The organism is Pseudomonas sp. NGC7, from assembly GCF_047159675.1.
Taxonomy (GTDB): domain Bacteria; phylum Pseudomonadota; class Gammaproteobacteria; order Pseudomonadales; family Pseudomonadaceae; genus Aquipseudomonas; species Aquipseudomonas kermanshahensis.
Map to the genome: position 1 here is coordinate 5,892,679 of NZ_BAAFZY010000001.1, position 15,339 is coordinate 5,908,017.

A 15,339-nucleotide genomic window follows, 5' to 3' on the forward strand; every position below is an offset into this window, starting at 1 on the left:
CGCTCCCGGCAACGGATAATGCCCAGTTTTTCCACCTGCGCATCGAAGCGCTCCACCGCGCTTGCGGTCGAAAAGAGAACCCCATGAAAGACACCATTCGCCAGCTGATCCAGCAAGCCCTCACCCAACTCGTCACCGACGGTGTGCTGCCTGAAGGGCTATCGCCGGCGATCCAGGTGGAAAACGCCCGGGACAAGACCCACGGCGACTTCGCCAGCAACATCGCGATGATGCTGGCCAAGCCTGCCGGCATGAAGCCGCGCGACCTGGCCGAAAAACTGATCAACGCGCTGCCCGCCAGCGACGACATCAGCAAAGTCGAGATTGCCGGCCCAGGCTTCCTCAACTTCTTCCAGAACACCAGCGCCCTGGCCGACCGCCTGGATGCCGCCCTGGCCGACGGCCACCTGGGCGTGCGCAAGGCAGGCGCCGCCGAGAAGGTGGTAATCGACCTGTCGGCGCCGAACCTGGCCAAGGAAATGCACGTTGGCCACCTGCGCTCGACCATCATCGGCGACAGCGTCGCCCGTGTGCTGGAGTTTCTCGGCGACCAGGTCATCCGCCAGAACCACGTGGGCGACTGGGGCACCCAGTTCGGCATGCTGATGGCCTACCTGCAGGAAAACCCGATCACCAGCGACGAGTTGTCGGACCTGGAGAACTTCTACCGGGCGGCGAAGAAGCGCTTCGACGAGTCCGAAGAATTCGCCACCCGCGCCCGCGGCCTGGTGGTCAAGCTGCAGGCCGGCGACCCTGAGTGCCTGGCCCTGTGGACGCGTTTCAAGGACATCTCGCTGTCGCACTGCCAGAAGACCTACGAACTGCTCAACGTCAAGCTGACCATGGCCGACGTCATGGGCGAAAGCGCCTACAACGACGACCTGGCCAACGTAGTCAACGACCTCAAGGCCAAGGGCCTGCTGGTTGAGGACCAGGGCGCGCAGTGCGTGTTCCTCGAAGAATTCAAGAACAGCGAAGGCGAACCCCTGCCGGTGATCGTGCAGAAGGCCGACGGTGGCTACCTGTACGCCACCACCGACCTGGCCGCAGTGCGCTACCGCAGCAATGTGCTCAAGGCCGACCGTGCCCTGTACTTCGTCGACCAGCGCCAGGCGCTGCACTTCAACCAGGTGTTCGAAGTAGCGCGCCGTGCAGGCTTCGTCGGCCACCCGATGCAAATGGAACACATGGGCTTCGGCACCATGAACGGCGCCGACGGCCGCCCGTTCAAAACCCGTGACGGCGGCACCGTGAAGCTGATCGACCTGCTCACCGAGGCCAAGGAGCGTGCCTACGCCCTGGTCAAGGAGAAGAACCCGAGCCTGGCCGAAGTCGATCTGCGCCGCATCGGTGAAGTGGTCGGGATCGGCGCAGTGAAGTACGCCGACCTGTCCAAGCACCGCACCAGCGACTACAGCTTCAACTTCGAACTGATGCTCAACTTCGAAGGCAACACCGCGCCCTACCTGCTGTATGCCTACACCCGCGTGGCGGGCGTGTTCCGCAAGCTGGGCAAGGGCTTCGACGAGGTCGACGGCAAGATCGTGCTGCAGGCCGAGAAGGAGCTGGACCTCGCCGCGCGCCTGGCGCAATTCGGCGAAGTGCTCAACAGCGTGGCCGACAAGGGTACGCCGCACGTGCTGTGCAGCTACCTGTACGACCTGGCTGGCCTGTTCTCGAGCTTCTACGAGAACTGCCCGATCCTCGCCGCCGAAACCCCGGAGCAGCAACAGAGCCGCCTGCGCCTGGCTGCCCTGACCGGTCGTACCCTCAAGCAAGGTCTGGAACTGCTCGGCCTGGAAACCCTGGAGCGCATGTAAGTTGGCTGCCAAGAAAAAACCTGCTCCAAAACGCGGCGCCAGCCGCCAACAGGCGCCGGCCAAGCAGCCGATCCCGGGTTGGGTATGGCTGGCAGTCGGGTTGACCGTGGGCGCTTTCATCGTCTTTTTGATGAAGCTCGAGCCAGGCGGCGCGGACATCAAGCGCACCAAGCCTGAACAGCAAAAACCGGAAAAGGTGGCAGAAGCCAGCAAGACCACGCCGGCCACTGCGCAGCAGCCGGTGAAGCCGAAGTATGACTTCTACACCCTGCTGCCGGAGTCCGAGGTCATCGTGCCGCCGGAAGCCGTGCCAGAGAAGACGCCACCGGTGCCTGCCCAGCCAGTGACCCCGGTCACCCCGGCAGAAGCAGCGAAGATCGACACGGCACGCGCTCAGGCCGCCTTGCTGGGCCAGACGCCACCACCGGCACCGCCGGTGATCAAGCCTGCGGCCACCACGCAGTTCTTCCTGCAGGCCGGCTCGTTCCGCAAGCAGGCGGATGCCGACAAGGTCCGCGCGCAGATCATCCTGCTCGGCCAGTCGGTGAAGGTGGAGTCGGGGACGGTCAAGGATGAAACCTGGTACCGCGTACTGGTCGGCCCGTTCAGCAACCGCGAACAACTGACCGGGGCGCAGAAACAGCTTGCCGGCGCAGGCTTCAGCAACCTACTGCTGCAACAGCGCCAGACCCGCCAGTAAAACTCGGTAGGCGCAGCCTTGTGCTGCGCCTACACGATTTGCAATCAGCGACGATCGCTGTTGGCTTCGGAAATCTGACTGTTCAGGGTCCAGAAGTCGTACAGCACGCCGACCAGGAACAGGCCGCCCGTGAAGAAGTAGATGATCGCGGTGATCCACTTGCCCTGGTACAGGCGATGCAGGCCAAAAATGCCCAGGAAGGTCAGCAGAATCCAGGCGATGTTGTAGTCGATCCGACCGGACCGGAAGCGCAAGTCGGCCTCCTTGTCCATCGCCGGGATCAGAAACAGGTCGATCAGCCAGCCGATGCCCAGCAGGCCCAAGGTAAAGAACCAGATCGTCCCAGTGATCGGCTTGCCGTAGTAGAAACGGTGCGAGCCGGTGAAGCCGAAAATCCACAACAAGTAGCCGATGACCTTGCTGTGGGTGTCGTGAAGCGGCTCACCCTGTTGATAACTGTTCATTCATAGCCCTCGTGGGTTATCCGAAAATTTTCTAAGAAAAAATGTGACTTTCTCGTCGCAGGCCGACGTATGGCACCCCACCAATCGACCAACGGATCAGAAATTGATCAAAAAGCTGTTATAAAGTTGCGCGCCTAACACATAACTATTCATAAAGAGCTTCATCTATGCCGCCTTTACTCAAGACATGGCTGACCCTCTGTCTATTATTGCCCCTGGCCGCCCACGCCACCAACCGTGAGCAACGTCTTCCCAATGGTTTCACCGGCTATACCACCAATGCCTCGGTGAAACACGCGCCTGCCAAGCACACCACGCTGCGCGCACGCCCAAGCAACGCGGCCAGCAGCCGTGGGCTGCCGGTTGCCTCCATGTCGCCGAAGCAGAGCAGCGATGTGCTCAGCCGTGCGGTGAATGTGCTCGGCACGCCCTATGTCTGGGGCGGCAGCAGCCCGAAAAAGGGCTTCGACTGCAGCGGCCTGGTGAAATACGCCTTCAATGATGTGGCCGATGTCGACCTGCCACGCACCTCCAATGCCATGGCCCAGGGCCACGGCGTGAAGGTGGCGAAGGGCGACCTCAAGCCTGGCGACCTGATCTTCTTCAACATCAAGAGCCGACGGGTCAACCACGTTGCCATCTACCTGGGCAACGACCGCTTCATCCATGCCCCCCGTCGCGGCAAGCGGGTGAGCATCGACACCCTCAGCAAGCCTTACTGGCAGAAGCACTATGTCGTGGCCAAGCGGGTGTTGCCGAAAGAACAGCAGCAGCTGGCCCTGGCCAAGCGCTGATCATTCCGCGCCATTCTGAACTGGCCTCTTCGCGGGCAAGCCCACTCCCACAGGTTCTCCACAGCGTTCAAAGGCTGTGGTGTATCTGTGGGAGCGGGCTTGCCCGCGAAGAGGCCGGAACAGACGCTACGGTAATTGGATCAATCCCATCACTTTCAGCCTTTGCATTGCCCCCTCCATCGTCCGCATCCCCTCCGCCGCCCCCGTCTGCATCACCGAACTCAGCTGCGCCATCCGCCCTTCGCGAATCAGGTTACGCACTGCCGTGTTAGCCACCAACACTTCCCGCGCCGCCACTCGCCCGCCGCCCACGCGCTTGACCAGCACTTGCGCCACCACCAGGCGCAGCGACTCGGCCAGCATCGCTCGCACCAGCGGTTTTTCCTCGGCGGCAAACACCTCCACCAGCCGATCAATGCTGCCTGCAGCCGAGCGCGTATGCACGGTTGCCAGTACCAGGTGCCCCGTTTCAGCCGCCCGCAATGCCAGCCGAATCGTCTCCAGATCGCGCAACTCGCCGATCATGATCACATCCGGGTCCTGACGCAGCGCACTGCGCAGCCCTTGGGCAAACCCGCGGCAATCGCGGCCCATCTCGCGCTGGTTGACCAGGCTCCGTTGGCTGCTGTGGATAACTTCCACTGGGTCTTCCAGGGTGATGATATGCACTGGCCGCTCGCGGTTGAGCTGATCGAGCAGCACCGCCAAGGTGCTGGACTTGCCACTGCCGGTGGGCCCGCCCACCAGAATCAGGCCATCAGAACACTGCGCAACAGCTTGAAACACTTCAACAAGGTCGAGCTCGTCCAGTGTCGCAATGCGTCTGGGTATCAGGCGAAAGGTCGCCGCAACCCCATTCAACTGGCGGAACAGGTTCAGGCGAAAACGGCCTAACGCTGGCAGCGCCAACGCAAGGTCCAACTCATCCCCCTGCGCCCATTGCCGGCAAGCGTCATCGCCCAGCAAGGGCGCCATGGCATCACTCAGCGCCGCTGCCGTCAGCGGCGGCAGGTCCATGCGTTGCAGCTCGCCATCCAGGCGCAGCATTGGTACCTGGCCCGCGGCCAGGTGCAGGTCCGAAGCCCGCGCATCCACAGCACGGGCCAACAGGTCGGTCACATCCATGAGACTCCCCAAAGGCGATCAAGCAGGTAGAATGCCGCAGACCCTTTCGCCGCCGGCATCGATCCATGTCCACCATAGCAGACAACCTATCCGCCCTTGCCGCACGCATCGCCAGCGCCGCCCAGGCCGCCGGGCGGGACCCGGCCAGCATCCAGTTGCTGGCTGTGAGCAAGACCAAGCCCGCCAGCGCCATCCGTGAAATCTACGCCGCTGGCGTGCGCGATGTCGGCGAAAACTACCTGCAGGAAGCCCTGACCAAGCAGGAAGCGTTGCGCGACCTGCCCTTGATCTGGCACTTCATCGGCCCCATTCAGTCGAACAAGACCAAAGCCATTGCCGAGCATTTCGACTGGGTACATTCCGTGGACCGCCTGAAAATCGCCCAACGCCTCTCGGAGCAACGCCCTGCTGCACTGGCACCGCTGAACATCTGCCTGCAGGTGAATGTCAGTGGGGAAGACAGCAAGTCCGGCTGCGCCCCGGGCGACCTGCCGGCGCTGGCCGCGGCCGTGGCGAAACTGCCCAATCTGCGCCTGCGCGGGTTGATGGCCATCCCGGAGCCCACCGATGACCGCGCCGCCCAAGAGGCCGCTTTTGCCAGCCTGCGCACCTTGCAGCAGCACCTGGGCCTTGGCCTGGACACCTTGTCCATGGGCATGAGCCACGACCTGGAGGCGGCGATTGCCCAGGGAGCGACCTGGGTACGTATCGGCACCGCCCTGTTCGGTGCCCGCGACTACGGGCCCGTCTGATTCCATGCTTTACTCACTCTTTCCCACAAGGACCTGACATGAGCAAGACACGTATTGCCTTTATCGGCGCCGGCAACATGGCCGCCAGCCTGATCGGCGGCCTGCGTGCCCAGGGCCTGGAGGCTTCGCAGATCCGCGCCAGCGACCCGGGCGCCGAGACCCGTACCCGCATCCAGGCCGAGCACGGCATCGAAACCTTCGAAGACAATGCCCAGGCAATCGCTGGCGCCGACGTGATCGTACTGGCAGTCAAGCCGCAGGTCATGAAGGCCGTTTGCCAAGCCCTGCAAGCCCACCTGCAGGAAGGCCAGCTGATTGTTTCCATCGCTGCCGGTATCACCTGCGCCAGCCTGCAGAGCTGGGTAGGCCCACGCCCGGTGGTGCGCTGCATGCCCAACACGCCAGCGCTGCTGCGCCAAGGCGTCAGCGGCCTGTACGCCACCCAGGAAGTCAACGCAGAACAGCGGCAACAGGCCGAACAGCTGCTGTCTGCCGTGGGCACTGCCCTGTGGCTGGACCAAGAGCAGCAACTGGACGCAGTGACCGCCGTCTCCGGCAGCGGGCCGGCGTACTTCTTCCTGCTGATCGAGGCAATGACCGCCGCAGGCGAAAAGCTCGGCCTGCCTCGCAAAACCGCCTCCCAGCTGACCCTGCAGACCGCGCTGGGCGCGGCGCGCATGGCCGTGGCCAGCGATGTCGACGCTGCCGAACTGCGCCGCCGTGTCACCTCGCCAGCCGGCACCACCGAAGCTGCGATCAAGTCGTTCCAGGCCAACGGCTTCGAAGCCATCGTCGAGCAAGCGCTGCAGGCCGCAGCGACGCGCTCCGCCGAGCTGGCCGAACAACTGGGCAAATAAGGAGCTTTAGATGAATGCACTGTCTGGCGCCGCGATCTTCGTGGTGCAAACCCTGGTCAGCCTGTACTTGGTGATCGTCCTGCTGCGCTTCGTGCTGCAACTGGTCAAGGCCAACTTCTACAACCCACTGTGCCAGTTCGCGGTACGCGCCACCCAGCCGCTGCTCAAGCCGATCCGTCGGGTCATCCCAAGCGTTGGCGGCCTGGACACCTCGTCGCTGCTGCTGGCAGTGGTCATCCAGGCGCTGCTGATGGGCTTCGTGCTGATGGTCACCTACGGCACCTTCGGTGACGTGCTGCACCTGCTGATGTGGGCCATCATCGGCATCACCTCGCTGTTCCTGAAGATTTTCTGGGTAGCAATGATCGTCATGGTGATCGTCTCCTGGGTCGCGCCCAACAGCCACAACCCGGCGGCGGAGCTGGCCTACCAGATCAGCGAACCGGTGCTGGCACCGTTCCGCCGCCTCGTGCCTAACCTGGGCGGCATGGACATCTCGCCCATCTTCGCCTTCCTGGCGATCCAGGTGATCCAGTCGTTCGTCATGCCGCCGCTGGCTGCCTATGCCGGCATGCCTCAAGAACTGTGGCGGATGATCTGATCCAACGCCCTTGAACATCGACGCCCCCTGCGACAAGCCTTTGCTTGCCGCAGGGGGTAGCGCTCTTTAGACTTACGCCTCCGTCAAGCGTGAGCAGGGTCGATGTCCACTGTCCTTCCCGAAGATTCCGTCGGTCTGGTTACACCGCAAACAGCCCGGTTCGAAGAACCGCTGGCCCTGGCCTGTGGCCGCTCGCTGGCCAGCTACGAGCTGGTCTACGAGACCTATGGCACCCTGAACGCCAGCGCCAGCAATGCCGTGCTGATCTGCCATGCCTTGTCCGGCCACCACCATGCCGCCGGCTACCATGCCGCCACCGACCGCAAGCCGGGCTGGTGGGACAGCTGCATCGGCCCCGGCAAGCCAATCGACACCAACCGTTTCTTCGTGGTCAGCCTGAACAACCTCGGCGGCTGCAATGGCAGTACTGGCCCGAGCAGCGTCAACCCGGCTACCGGCAAGCCCTATGGCGCCGACTTCCCGGTGCTGACCGTGGAAGACTGGGTGCACAGCCAGGCACGCCTGGCTGATCGCCTGGGCATTGGCCAGTGGGCGGCCATTGTGGGCGGCAGCCTTGGCGGCATGCAGGCACTGCAATGGACCATCACCTACCCGGACCGCGTGCGGCACTGCGTCGATATCGCCTCGGCGCCCAAGCTCTCGGCACAGAACATTGCCTTCAACGAAGTAGCGCGCCAGGCCATCCTCACCGACCCGGAGTTCCACGGCGGTTCGTTCCAGGACCAGGGCGTGATCCCCAAGCGCGGGCTGATGCTGGCGCGCATGGTGGGCCATATCACCTACCTGTCCGATGATTCGATGGGTGAAAAATTCGGCCGTGAGCTCAAGAGCGACAAGCTCAACTACGACTTCCACAGCGTCGAATTCCAGGTCGAAAGCTACCTGCGCTATCAGGGCGAGGAGTTTTCCGGCCGTTTCGACGCCAACACCTACCTGCTGATGACCAAGGCCCTGGACTACTTCGACCCGGCCGCAGCCCACGGTGGCGACCTTGCCGCCACCCTGGCCTCGGTCACGGCAGACTACTGCATCATGTCGTTCACCACCGACTGGCGCTTCTCGCCTGCCCGTTCACGCGAGATCGTCGATGCGTTGATGGCGGCGCGCAAGAACGTGTGTTACCTGGAGATCGACTCACCTTATGGGCACGATGCCTTCCTGATCCCCACACCTCGCTACATGCAGGGTTTCTCGAACTACATGAACCGCATCGCCATCTGAGGACAGCATGAGAGCCGATCTGGAAATCATCCACGACTGGATTCCCGCCGGCAGCCGGGTACTCGACCTGGGCTGCGGCAGTGGCGAACTGCTGGCCTCGCTGCGTGACCGCAAGCAGGTCACCGGTTACGGCCTGGAGATCGACGCCGACAATATCGCCGCGTGCGTGGCCAAGGGCGTCAACGTCATCGAACAGGACCTGGACAAGGGCCTGGGCAACTTTGCCAGCAACAGTTTCGATGTGGTGATCATGACCCAGGCCCTGCAGGCCGTGGAGTACCCCGACCGCATCCTCGACGAGATGCTGCGCGTGGGCCGTCAGTGCATCATCACCTTCCCCAACTTCGGCCACTGGCGCTGCCGCTGGTACCTGGCGACCAAAGGCCGCATGCCGGTTTCGGACTTCATGCCGTATACCTGGTACAACACGCCGAACATCCACTTCTGCACCTTCGCCGACTTTGAAGAGCTGTGCCACGAGCGCCACGCCAAGGTCCTCGACCGCCTGGCCGTCGACCACTTGCACCGTAATGGGTGGGGCGGCCGGCTATGGCCTAATCTTCTAGGTGAGATCGGCATCTATCGCGTCAGCAGCCCTGGCCTGCAGGAGCACCAGCTCGCGGTCTGACGCCCACCGGAGGAATCGCACCATGCGTCGCCTAGCCCTGTTCCTGATCAGCCTGTGCCTGGCCCTGCCTGTACTGGCTGCCGATGCCGCCCGTCCCGAGCGCAAGGAAGTGTTTGGCGACGTGACGGTACACTACAGCGCGTTCACCTCAAGCATGCTGACGCCGGAGGTGGCCGCGGCCACGGGCCTGGTGCGCAGCAAGAACCAGGGCGTGCTCAACATTGCCGTGATCAAGGCCAACAAGCCGGCCATGGCGGTCGTCAGCGGCACGGTGAAAGACCTGACCGGGCGCAGCAGCCCGTTGTCCTTCAAGCAGATCACCGAACAAGGCGCGATTTACTACATCGCCCAGTTCAAGATCGAACAGCCAGAAACCGTGACCTTCGACATCAATGTCGAAACCGGCGGCATCAGTAACTCTCTCAGCTTCAACCAGGAAGTGTTCCCAGGCGAATGATGAATTTCCAGCAACTCGTATTGGCCAGCCACAATGCCGGCAAACTCAAGGAACTCCAGGCCATGCTTGGCGCGTCCGTACAGCTGCGCTCGATCGGTGAATTCAGCCAGGTCGAGCCAGAGGAAACCGGCCTGTCGTTCGTCGAGAACGCCATTCTCAAGGCACGCAATGCCGCGCGCATCTCTGGCCTGCCAGCACTGGCCGATGACTCGGGCCTGGCCGTGGACTACCTCGGCGGCGCGCCGGGTATCTATTCTGCTCGCTATGCCGATGGCAAGGGTGACGCGGCAAACAACGCCAAGCTGCTGGACGCCTTGAAAGACGTGCCCGAGGCCGAGCGCGGCGCTCAGTTCGTCTGCGTGCTGGCGCTGGTGCGTCACGCCGACGACCCGCTGCCGATCCTGTGCGAAGGCCTGTGGCACGGGCGCATCATGTTTGAGGCCAGCGGTGAGCACGGCTTTGGCTACGACCCGCTGTTCTGGGTGCCAGAGCGCAATTGCTCGAGTGCGGACCTCGCCCCTGTCGACAAGAACCAGCTCAGCCACCGCGCCCGCGCTATGGTCCTGCTGCGTCAACGCCTGGGCCTGGCATGATCGAAACGTTGTCCATCCAACCGCACCCGGCGGGTGCGGCTGGTTTCGCCGTGCTGCCGCCCTTGGCGTTGTACATCCACATCCCTTGGTGCGTACGCAAATGCCCTTATTGCGACTTCAATTCCCACGCGGCGGGCCCAGAGCTGCCTGAAGAGGCTTATGTCGACGCCCTGCTGACCGACCTCGATCAAGAGCTGGCAGCCGTACAAGGCCGCCCGATCAGCTCGATCTTCTTCGGTGGCGGTACGCCGAGCTTGTTCAGTGCCAACGCCCTTGGGCGGCTGCTGCGTGGCGTTGAACAACGCATCCCGTTCGCGCCTGACATCGAAATCACCCTGGAGGCCAACCCCGGTACGTTTGAGCAAGAGAAGTTCAAGGCGTACCGGCAGACGGGCATCAATCGCCTGTCCATCGGCGTGCAGAGCTTCCAGCCCGCCAAGCTGGAGGCGCTCGGGCGCATCCACAACGGCGACGAAGCGATCCGCGCCGCCGACATGGCGCGCGCGGCCGGGTTCGACAACTTCAACATGGACTTGATGCACGGCCTGCCCGACCAGTCGCCGGACGACGCGCTGGGTGACGTGCGCCAGGCCATCGCCCTAGGGCCGACCCACTTGTCGTGGTACCAGCTGACCGTAGAGCCGAACACGGTGTTCTGGAACCAACCGCCCGAGCTGCCAGAAGACGACATCCTCTGGGATATCCAGGAGGCCGGCCAAAGCCTGATGGCCGAGCACGGCTACCGCCAGTACGAAGTGTCGGCCTATGCCCAGCCAGGCCGTGCTGCCAAGCACAACCTCAATTACTGGCGCTTCGGTGATTTCATCGGCATCGGCGCGGGTGCCCACGGCAAGCTGACCTTCGCTGACGGGCGCATCCTGCGGACCTGGAAAACCCGCCTGCCCAAGGACTACCTGAACCTGGCCAAACCGTTCAAGGCTGGCGAAAAGCTGCTGCCGGCGGACGAGCTGCCCTTCGAGTTCCTGATGAACGCCTTGCGCCTGACCGATGGCGTCGAAGCCGAACTGTTCACCCAGCGCACCGGCCTGCCGCTGGCGCAACTGGCCGAGGCCCGTCGCGCGGCCGAACAAAAGGGCCTTTTGCAGGTCGAACCGGATCGATTGGTGGCCACGCCGCGCGGCCAGTTGTTCCTCAATGACCTGCTGCAGTATTTCTTGACCTAAGGATGACCCATGGACCTGGTACTTGATCTGCTTGCAACGGCTTCCCGCTGGAGCCGCAGCAACCTGTCGGAGATTTCGCTGGCCTTGGTAGGCTGCCTGCTGGTGCTGTTCGGCACCGATATCAAAGCCACGGTGGAACAACGCCTGGGCAGCCTGGCTGGCGCCCTGCGCGTGCCGTTCATGGCCCTGCTGGTGATGATCGGCAGCGGCGCAGCGCTGATCTATGCCACGCCGTGGGTGGTGAAGGGGCTGGGCCAGTTCAATAATTATGCGTTGGCACCCGTGCTGCTGGTGGTGCTGGTGTTGATCGGCGTGGTGGCTGATCGGCGGGGGTAAGGCACCCTAAAAGCTGCCCCGGAAAACCAGGGCAGCCCTACCACTCGGCTACCCCTTAGAGGGAATCGTCGAAGTGGTCACGCATGAAATCCCTCGCGGACTTGAGTACAAACAAGATCCGAATGAGTTTCCATACGCGGCTCAGCGCATCAAGCAAACGCTTCATATGCCTTGGCCTCCGTGTTGGCGGGCCAATCTTCCAGCACCTAACCGGTACTTCGATGCCTTCGAAAACCCGTGCAGGTCTTTCAGTGAAGTGGCCGGACTAATGGCCCTTCGAGAGCAATCACCGGCACGGTTCTCAAGCCGTGTCGAAGGGGCCGGAAAGCAGAATTCTTCTTCTGACCGACCCATCACTGAACCGCCCCATACGTGAGCGACGCAATGATACTGCGATTGACGCGTTCAGACTGTTAACAACGCCGACACACGTGATGCCACATATTTCGGAACATTGACGCATCGCCAGGGGCTGCTTATGATCTTCAGACCGTGTGGGTCTTTCAGTGAAAGCCCGAAACGAAAGGGTCTCAGCCTTTTCGCTTCAATAAAAAACCGCCCTTCTCAAGGCGGTTTTTTTTCGCCTGCTTTTTCGCAAGCGCTTGTCGGTTGACTGGCTCAGACAGCCAATCAATCCACCTTCTCGAACTTCAAATCCCAAACCCCATGCCCCAAGCGCTCACCACGGCGCTCGAACTTGGTGATCGGCCGCTCTTGCGGACGTGGCACGTACGCGCCATCCGCCGCCTGGTTCCGGTAACCGGGCGCAGCGCTCATCACTTCCAGCATGTACTCGGCATACGGTTCCCAGTCGGTCGCCATGTGGAACACGCCACCCGGCTTGAGCTTGCGGCGTACCAGCTCTGCGAATTCCAGCTGCACGATGCGGCGCTTGTGATGGCGCGCTTTGTGCCAAGGGTCTGGGAAGAACAGCATCAAACGGTCGAGGCTGTTATCGGCCACGCAGCGGTTTAGCACTTCGATGGCATCGCAGTCATACACCCGCAGGTTCTTCAGCCCTTGGGTCAGCACGCCATTGAGCAGCGCGCCAACGCCCGGACGGTGCACTTCGACACCGATGAAATCCTGCTCAGGCGCGGCAGCGGCCATCTCCAGCAGGGAGTGGCCCATGCCGAAACCGATCTCCAGGGTGCGCGGCGCCGAACGGCCGAACACCTGGTCGTAGTCCACCGGGCTGTCGGCCAGGGGCAGGATGAACAGGGGGCCACCCTGGTCCAGGCCGCGTTGCTGACCTTCGGTCATGCGCCCGGCGCGCATCACGAAACTCTTGATACGGCGGTGTGGGCGCTCTTCGCCTTCGGCGGTGATCGGCGTTTCTTGCGATTCAGTCATCAGGAGCTCTTACTTGATCAGACCATCCAGCGGCGAAGAGGCGCTGGCATAGAGTTTCTTCGGCATGCGGCCGGCCAGGTAGGCCAGGCGACCTGCCACGATGGCGTGCTTCATGGCTTCAGCCATCAACACCGGTTGCTGGGCATGGGCGATGGCCGAGTTCATCAGCACCGCCTCGCAGCCCATCTCCATGGCGATGGTGGCGTCGGAGGCAGTACCCACGCCGGCATCGACCAGCACCGGCACCTTGGATTCTTCGAGGATGATCTGCAGGTTGTAGGGGTTGCAGATGCCCAGGCCGGTACCGATCAGGCCAGCCAGTGGCATGACCGCAATACAGCCCGCTTCGGCCAGCTGACGGGCGATGATCGGGTCGTCGCTGGTGTAGACCATCACGTCGAAACCATCCTTGACCAACACTTCGGCGGCCTTGAGGGTTTCGATCACGTTGGGGAACAAGGTTTTCTGGTCGGCCAGCACTTCCAGCTTGACCAGGTTGTGGCCATCCAGCAGTTCACGGGCCAGGCGGCAAGTGCGCACGGCTTCGACGGCGTCGTAGCAGCCGGCAGTGTTCGGCAGGATGGTGTAACGGTCGGGTGGCAGCACGTCGAGCAGGTTCGGCTCGCCCGGATTCTGACCGATGTTGGTACGGCGCACAGCGACGGTGACGATCTCGGCACCCGAGGCCTCGATGGCCAGGCGGGTTTCTTCCATGTCACGGTATTTGCCGGTGCCGACCAGCAGGCGCGACTGGAAAGTGCGCCCGGCCAGGGTAAAGGGCTTGTCGCTACGAACGTTGCTCATCGTTGTTCCTCGGGAAAAGGTTACTGGGCTTGCGTGTGAACCGCCGAGCCGCTATCAGCCGCCGCCGATGGCGTGGACCACTTCAACCTGGTCGCCTTCGTTCAGCGCAGTGCTGTCGTGCTGGCTACGCGGCACGATATCCAGGTTGAGTTCCACTGCTACCCGGCGCCCGGTGAGGTCCAGGCGCGTCAGCAGGGCCGCGACGCTTTCGCCAGCGGGCAGTTCGTAAGGTTCACCGTTCAGTTGAATGCGCATGCGCACGGCCACCATTGTGCTTTGGGGCACGCATTCTAGCGCCGAACACCCCGTTTACCCAAGGCCGGTGCACGCCATTAGTCGCGATTGTGGACCACTCGGTCAGCCCAGCCGCCAGGCTGCCAGGCCCAGGCACAGCCACCCTGCGAGGAAGCACAGGCCGCCAAAGGGCGTGATGATGCCGAGCTTGCTCACGCCTGTCAGGGTCAGCAGGTACAGGCTACCGGAGAACAGCAGGATACCCAGCGCGAACAGACCGCCGGCCCAGCCCACCAGGCGCCCCGGCAAATGCGCTGCCAGCACGGCGACACCGAAAATCGCCAGGGCATGCACCAACTGGTAGGTCACGCCGGTGTGGAAGATGGCCAGGTAGTCTGGCGTCAGGCGGTTTTTCAGCCCATGCGCGGCGAAAGCGCCCAGGGCCACACCGGTAAAGCCGAAAAAGGCGGCAAGCATGAGGAAGCTGCGAAGCATGGGACGACTCCTTGTATCGGGTCTGTATAATGGCCCGTTCCACCCGCCCGGCCAAGCCATCGACATGCTGCCATCCCTTATCCGCCGCCTCACTCGCGCCCTGCTCTGGTTCGCTGCCGGCAGTATCGTATTGGTGCTGGTGTTTCGCTGGGTGCCGCCCCCCGGCACGGCGTTGATGGCCGAGCGCAAGGTCGAGTCCTGGCTGAATGGCGAGCCCATTGACCTGCAGCGCGACTGGGAACCGTGGGAGAACATCTCCGATGAGCTCAAGGTCGCGGTCATTGCCGGTGAAGACCAGAAGTTCGCCACCCATTGGGGTTTTGACATCCCGGCCATTCAGGCAGCGCTGGCCTACAACGAACGCGGCGGCAACATTCGCGGGGCCAGTACGCTGACCCAGCAGGTGGCCAAGAACCTGTTCCTGTGGTCGGGCCGCAGTTGGTTCCGCAAGGGCCTGGAAGCCTGGTTCACAGCGCTGATCGAGCTGTTCTGGTCTAAGGAGCGCATCCTCGAGGTCTACCTGAACAGCGCTGAATGGGGCAATGGCGTGTTTGGCGCCCAGGCGGCGGCGCGCTACCACTTCGGGGTCGACGCCAGCCGTCTCAATCGGCAACAGGCCGCGCAACTGGCTGCGGTACTGCCCAGCCCGATCAAGTGGAGCGCCAGCCGGCCCAGCGCCTATGTGGCCAGTCGGGCCGGGTGGATTCGGCGGCAGATGAGCCAGTTGGGTGGGCCTAGCTACCTGATGCAGCTGGATGCTTCGCGCAGGCTTTGAATCATCGACGGGCTTTGCGGGCTCCTTCGCAGCACAAGGCTGCGCCTACAGGTCCGGCGCTATAGCTGTAGGAGCAGCCTTGTGCTGCGAAAGGGCCCGCAAAGCCAACACAAACAAAAAAGCCG

19 protein-coding genes are annotated in these 15,339 nt (G+C 62.8%); 13 read left to right on the forward strand and 6 right to left on the reverse strand.

Annotation, left to right across the window (positions count from 1 at the left end; all coding sequences use genetic code 11):
* Positions 1-83: 83 nt before the first annotated feature.
* A complete protein-coding gene (gene argS, locus ACMCNM_RS26260) occupies positions 84-1,820 on the forward strand; it encodes an arginine--tRNA ligase (protein ID WP_412765690.1) in 1,737 nt (578 codons plus the stop codon).
* Between the two features lies 1 nt (position 1,821).
* Positions 1,822-2,520 carry an SPOR domain-containing protein gene (locus ACMCNM_RS26265; protein ID WP_186677016.1) on the forward strand — a complete coding sequence of 233 codons (699 nt, stop codon included), beginning with the start codon at positions 1,822-1,824 and terminating at the stop codon, positions 2,518-2,520.
* Between the two features lie 44 nt (positions 2,521-2,564).
* Here ACMCNM_RS26265 and ACMCNM_RS26270 read toward each other — a convergent pair whose 3' ends face one another.
* A complete protein-coding gene (locus ACMCNM_RS26270; protein ID WP_085272247.1) occupies positions 2,565-2,984 on the reverse strand; it encodes an NINE protein in 420 nt (139 codons plus the stop codon).
* 167 nt (positions 2,985-3,151) lie between these two features.
* On the opposite strand from ACMCNM_RS26270, the gene ACMCNM_RS26275 reads away from it, so the two are divergent.
* Positions 3,152-3,778, forward strand: a complete 627-nt coding sequence (locus ACMCNM_RS26275; protein WP_027592344.1) for a C40 family peptidase — start codon at positions 3,152-3,154, stop codon at positions 3,776-3,778.
* 126 nt (positions 3,779-3,904) lie between these two features.
* Here the strand turns inward: ACMCNM_RS26275 and ACMCNM_RS26280 are convergent, their stop codons facing one another.
* A complete protein-coding gene (locus ACMCNM_RS26280; protein WP_412765691.1) occupies positions 3,905-4,903 on the reverse strand; it encodes a type IV pilus twitching motility protein PilT in 999 nt (332 codons plus the stop codon).
* A gap of 65 nt (positions 4,904-4,968) precedes the next feature.
* Between ACMCNM_RS26280 and ACMCNM_RS26285 the strand changes: the two genes are divergently transcribed.
* The 9 genes from ACMCNM_RS26285 to ACMCNM_RS26325 all read left to right on the forward strand — a co-directional run bounded on the left by ACMCNM_RS26285 (position 4,969) and on the right by ACMCNM_RS26325 (position 11,553).
* Positions 4,969-5,655 carry a YggS family pyridoxal phosphate-dependent enzyme gene (locus tag ACMCNM_RS26285; protein ID WP_186676997.1) on the forward strand — a complete coding sequence of 229 codons (687 nt, stop codon included), beginning with the start codon at positions 4,969-4,971 and terminating at the stop codon, positions 5,653-5,655.
* Between the two features lie 38 nt (positions 5,656-5,693).
* Positions 5,694-6,512, forward strand: a complete 819-nt coding sequence (proC, locus tag ACMCNM_RS26290; protein ID WP_412765692.1) for a pyrroline-5-carboxylate reductase — start codon at positions 5,694-5,696, stop codon at positions 6,510-6,512.
* Positions 6,513-6,522: 10 nt separating this feature from the next.
* Positions 6,523-7,113 (forward strand): YggT family protein, encoded by a 591-nt coding sequence (locus tag ACMCNM_RS26295; protein WP_027592340.1) that lies wholly within the window; start codon positions 6,523-6,525, stop codon positions 7,111-7,113.
* A 102-nt stretch (positions 7,114-7,215) separates the two neighbouring features.
* Positions 7,216-8,355: a homoserine O-succinyltransferase MetX gene (gene metX / locus ACMCNM_RS26300; protein ID WP_186676979.1), complete on the forward strand. Its 1,140-nt coding sequence runs from the start codon at positions 7,216-7,218 to the stop codon at positions 8,353-8,355.
* A gap of 7 nt (positions 8,356-8,362) precedes the next feature.
* Positions 8,363-8,983, forward strand: coding sequence for a methionine biosynthesis protein MetW (gene metW, locus ACMCNM_RS26305; protein WP_008092977.1), 621 nt, complete (start codon positions 8,363-8,365; stop codon positions 8,981-8,983).
* 22 nt (positions 8,984-9,005) lie between these two features.
* The gene (locus ACMCNM_RS26310; protein ID WP_186676962.1) at positions 9,006-9,440 is read left to right on the forward strand and encodes a DUF4426 domain-containing protein; all 435 of its coding nucleotides are present in this window, start codon (positions 9,006-9,008) and stop codon (positions 9,438-9,440) included.
* Complete coding sequence (rdgB, locus tag ACMCNM_RS26315) at positions 9,437-10,033, forward strand: RdgB/HAM1 family non-canonical purine NTP pyrophosphatase (protein ID WP_099430691.1); 597 nt, start codon at positions 9,437-9,439, stop codon at positions 10,031-10,033. The genes ACMCNM_RS26310 and rdgB overlap by 4 nt, the downstream gene beginning before the upstream one ends.
* Positions 10,030-11,217 carry a radical SAM family heme chaperone HemW gene (gene hemW, locus ACMCNM_RS26320; RefSeq protein WP_412765693.1) on the forward strand — a complete coding sequence of 396 codons (1,188 nt, stop codon included), beginning with the start codon at positions 10,030-10,032 and terminating at the stop codon, positions 11,215-11,217. Before rdgB ends, hemW begins: the two co-directional genes overlap by 4 nt.
* A gap of 9 nt (positions 11,218-11,226) precedes the next feature.
* Positions 11,227-11,553 (forward strand): DUF3392 family protein, encoded by a 327-nt coding sequence (locus ACMCNM_RS26325; RefSeq protein ID WP_027592335.1) that lies wholly within the window; start codon positions 11,227-11,229, stop codon positions 11,551-11,553.
* Positions 11,554-12,183: 630 nt separating this feature from the next.
* Here ACMCNM_RS26325 and trmB read toward each other — a convergent pair.
* The 4 genes from trmB to ACMCNM_RS26345 form a co-directional block, all read right to left on the reverse strand.
* Positions 12,184-12,906 (reverse strand): tRNA (guanosine(46)-N7)-methyltransferase TrmB, encoded by a 723-nt coding sequence (gene trmB / locus ACMCNM_RS26330; protein WP_027592334.1) that lies wholly within the window; start codon positions 12,904-12,906, stop codon positions 12,184-12,186.
* A 9-nt stretch (positions 12,907-12,915) separates the two neighbouring features.
* Positions 12,916-13,710, reverse strand: a complete 795-nt coding sequence (locus tag ACMCNM_RS26335; protein WP_027592333.1) for a thiazole synthase — start codon at positions 13,708-13,710, stop codon at positions 12,916-12,918.
* A gap of 54 nt (positions 13,711-13,764) precedes the next feature.
* Positions 13,765-13,965: a sulfur carrier protein ThiS gene (gene thiS, locus ACMCNM_RS26340; RefSeq protein ID WP_033693942.1), complete on the reverse strand. Its 201-nt coding sequence runs from the start codon at positions 13,963-13,965 to the stop codon at positions 13,765-13,767.
* A 102-nt stretch (positions 13,966-14,067) separates the two neighbouring features.
* Entirely contained in the window at positions 14,068-14,439 is a 372-nt protein-coding gene (locus tag ACMCNM_RS26345; protein WP_027592331.1) for a DUF423 domain-containing protein, read from the reverse strand.
* 64 nt (positions 14,440-14,503) lie between these two features.
* Here ACMCNM_RS26345 and mtgA point away from each other — a divergent pair, with 64 nt between their 5' ends.
* Positions 14,504-15,214 (forward strand): monofunctional biosynthetic peptidoglycan transglycosylase, encoded by a 711-nt coding sequence (gene mtgA / locus ACMCNM_RS26350; RefSeq protein ID WP_027592330.1) that lies wholly within the window; start codon positions 14,504-14,506, stop codon positions 15,212-15,214.
* The last annotated feature ends 125 nt before the right edge of the window (positions 15,215-15,339 follow it).

Excerpts from the sequence above, each read along its gene's own strand:
- argS (WP_412765690.1), top strand. The coding sequence starts at position 84 with ATGAAAGACACCATTCGCCAGCTGATCCAGCAAGCCCTCACCCAACTC.
- ACMCNM_RS26270 (WP_085272247.1), bottom strand. The coding sequence starts at position 2,984 with ATGAACAGTTATCAACAGGGTGAGCCGCTTCACGACACCCACAGCAAG.
- ACMCNM_RS26275 (WP_027592344.1), top strand. The coding sequence starts at position 3,152 with ATGCCGCCTTTACTCAAGACATGGCTGACCCTCTGTCTATTATTGCCC.
- ACMCNM_RS26280 (WP_412765691.1), bottom strand. The coding sequence starts at position 4,903 with ATGGATGTGACCGACCTGTTGGCCCGTGCTGTGGATGCGCGGGCTTCG.
- ACMCNM_RS26285 (WP_186676997.1), top strand. The coding sequence starts at position 4,969 with ATGTCCACCATAGCAGACAACCTATCCGCCCTTGCCGCACGCATCGCC.
- proC (WP_412765692.1), top strand. The coding sequence starts at position 5,694 with ATGAGCAAGACACGTATTGCCTTTATCGGCGCCGGCAACATGGCCGCC.
- ACMCNM_RS26295 (WP_027592340.1), top strand. The coding sequence starts at position 6,523 with ATGAATGCACTGTCTGGCGCCGCGATCTTCGTGGTGCAAACCCTGGTC.
- metX (WP_186676979.1), top strand. The coding sequence starts at position 7,216 with ATGTCCACTGTCCTTCCCGAAGATTCCGTCGGTCTGGTTACACCGCAA.
- metW (WP_008092977.1), top strand. The coding sequence starts at position 8,363 with ATGAGAGCCGATCTGGAAATCATCCACGACTGGATTCCCGCCGGCAGC.
- ACMCNM_RS26310 (WP_186676962.1), top strand. The coding sequence starts at position 9,006 with ATGCGTCGCCTAGCCCTGTTCCTGATCAGCCTGTGCCTGGCCCTGCCT.
- rdgB (WP_099430691.1), top strand. The coding sequence starts at position 9,437 with ATGATGAATTTCCAGCAACTCGTATTGGCCAGCCACAATGCCGGCAAA.
- hemW (WP_412765693.1), top strand. The coding sequence starts at position 10,030 with ATGATCGAAACGTTGTCCATCCAACCGCACCCGGCGGGTGCGGCTGGT.
- ACMCNM_RS26325 (WP_027592335.1), top strand. The coding sequence starts at position 11,227 with ATGGACCTGGTACTTGATCTGCTTGCAACGGCTTCCCGCTGGAGCCGC.
- trmB (WP_027592334.1), bottom strand. The coding sequence starts at position 12,906 with ATGACTGAATCGCAAGAAACGCCGATCACCGCCGAAGGCGAAGAGCGC.
- ACMCNM_RS26335 (WP_027592333.1), bottom strand. The coding sequence starts at position 13,710 with ATGAGCAACGTTCGTAGCGACAAGCCCTTTACCCTGGCCGGGCGCACT.
- thiS (WP_033693942.1), bottom strand. The coding sequence starts at position 13,965 with ATGCGCATTCAACTGAACGGTGAACCTTACGAACTGCCCGCTGGCGAA.
- ACMCNM_RS26345 (WP_027592331.1), bottom strand. The coding sequence starts at position 14,439 with ATGCTTCGCAGCTTCCTCATGCTTGCCGCCTTTTTCGGCTTTACCGGT.
- mtgA (WP_027592330.1), top strand. The coding sequence starts at position 14,504 with ATGCTGCCATCCCTTATCCGCCGCCTCACTCGCGCCCTGCTCTGGTTC.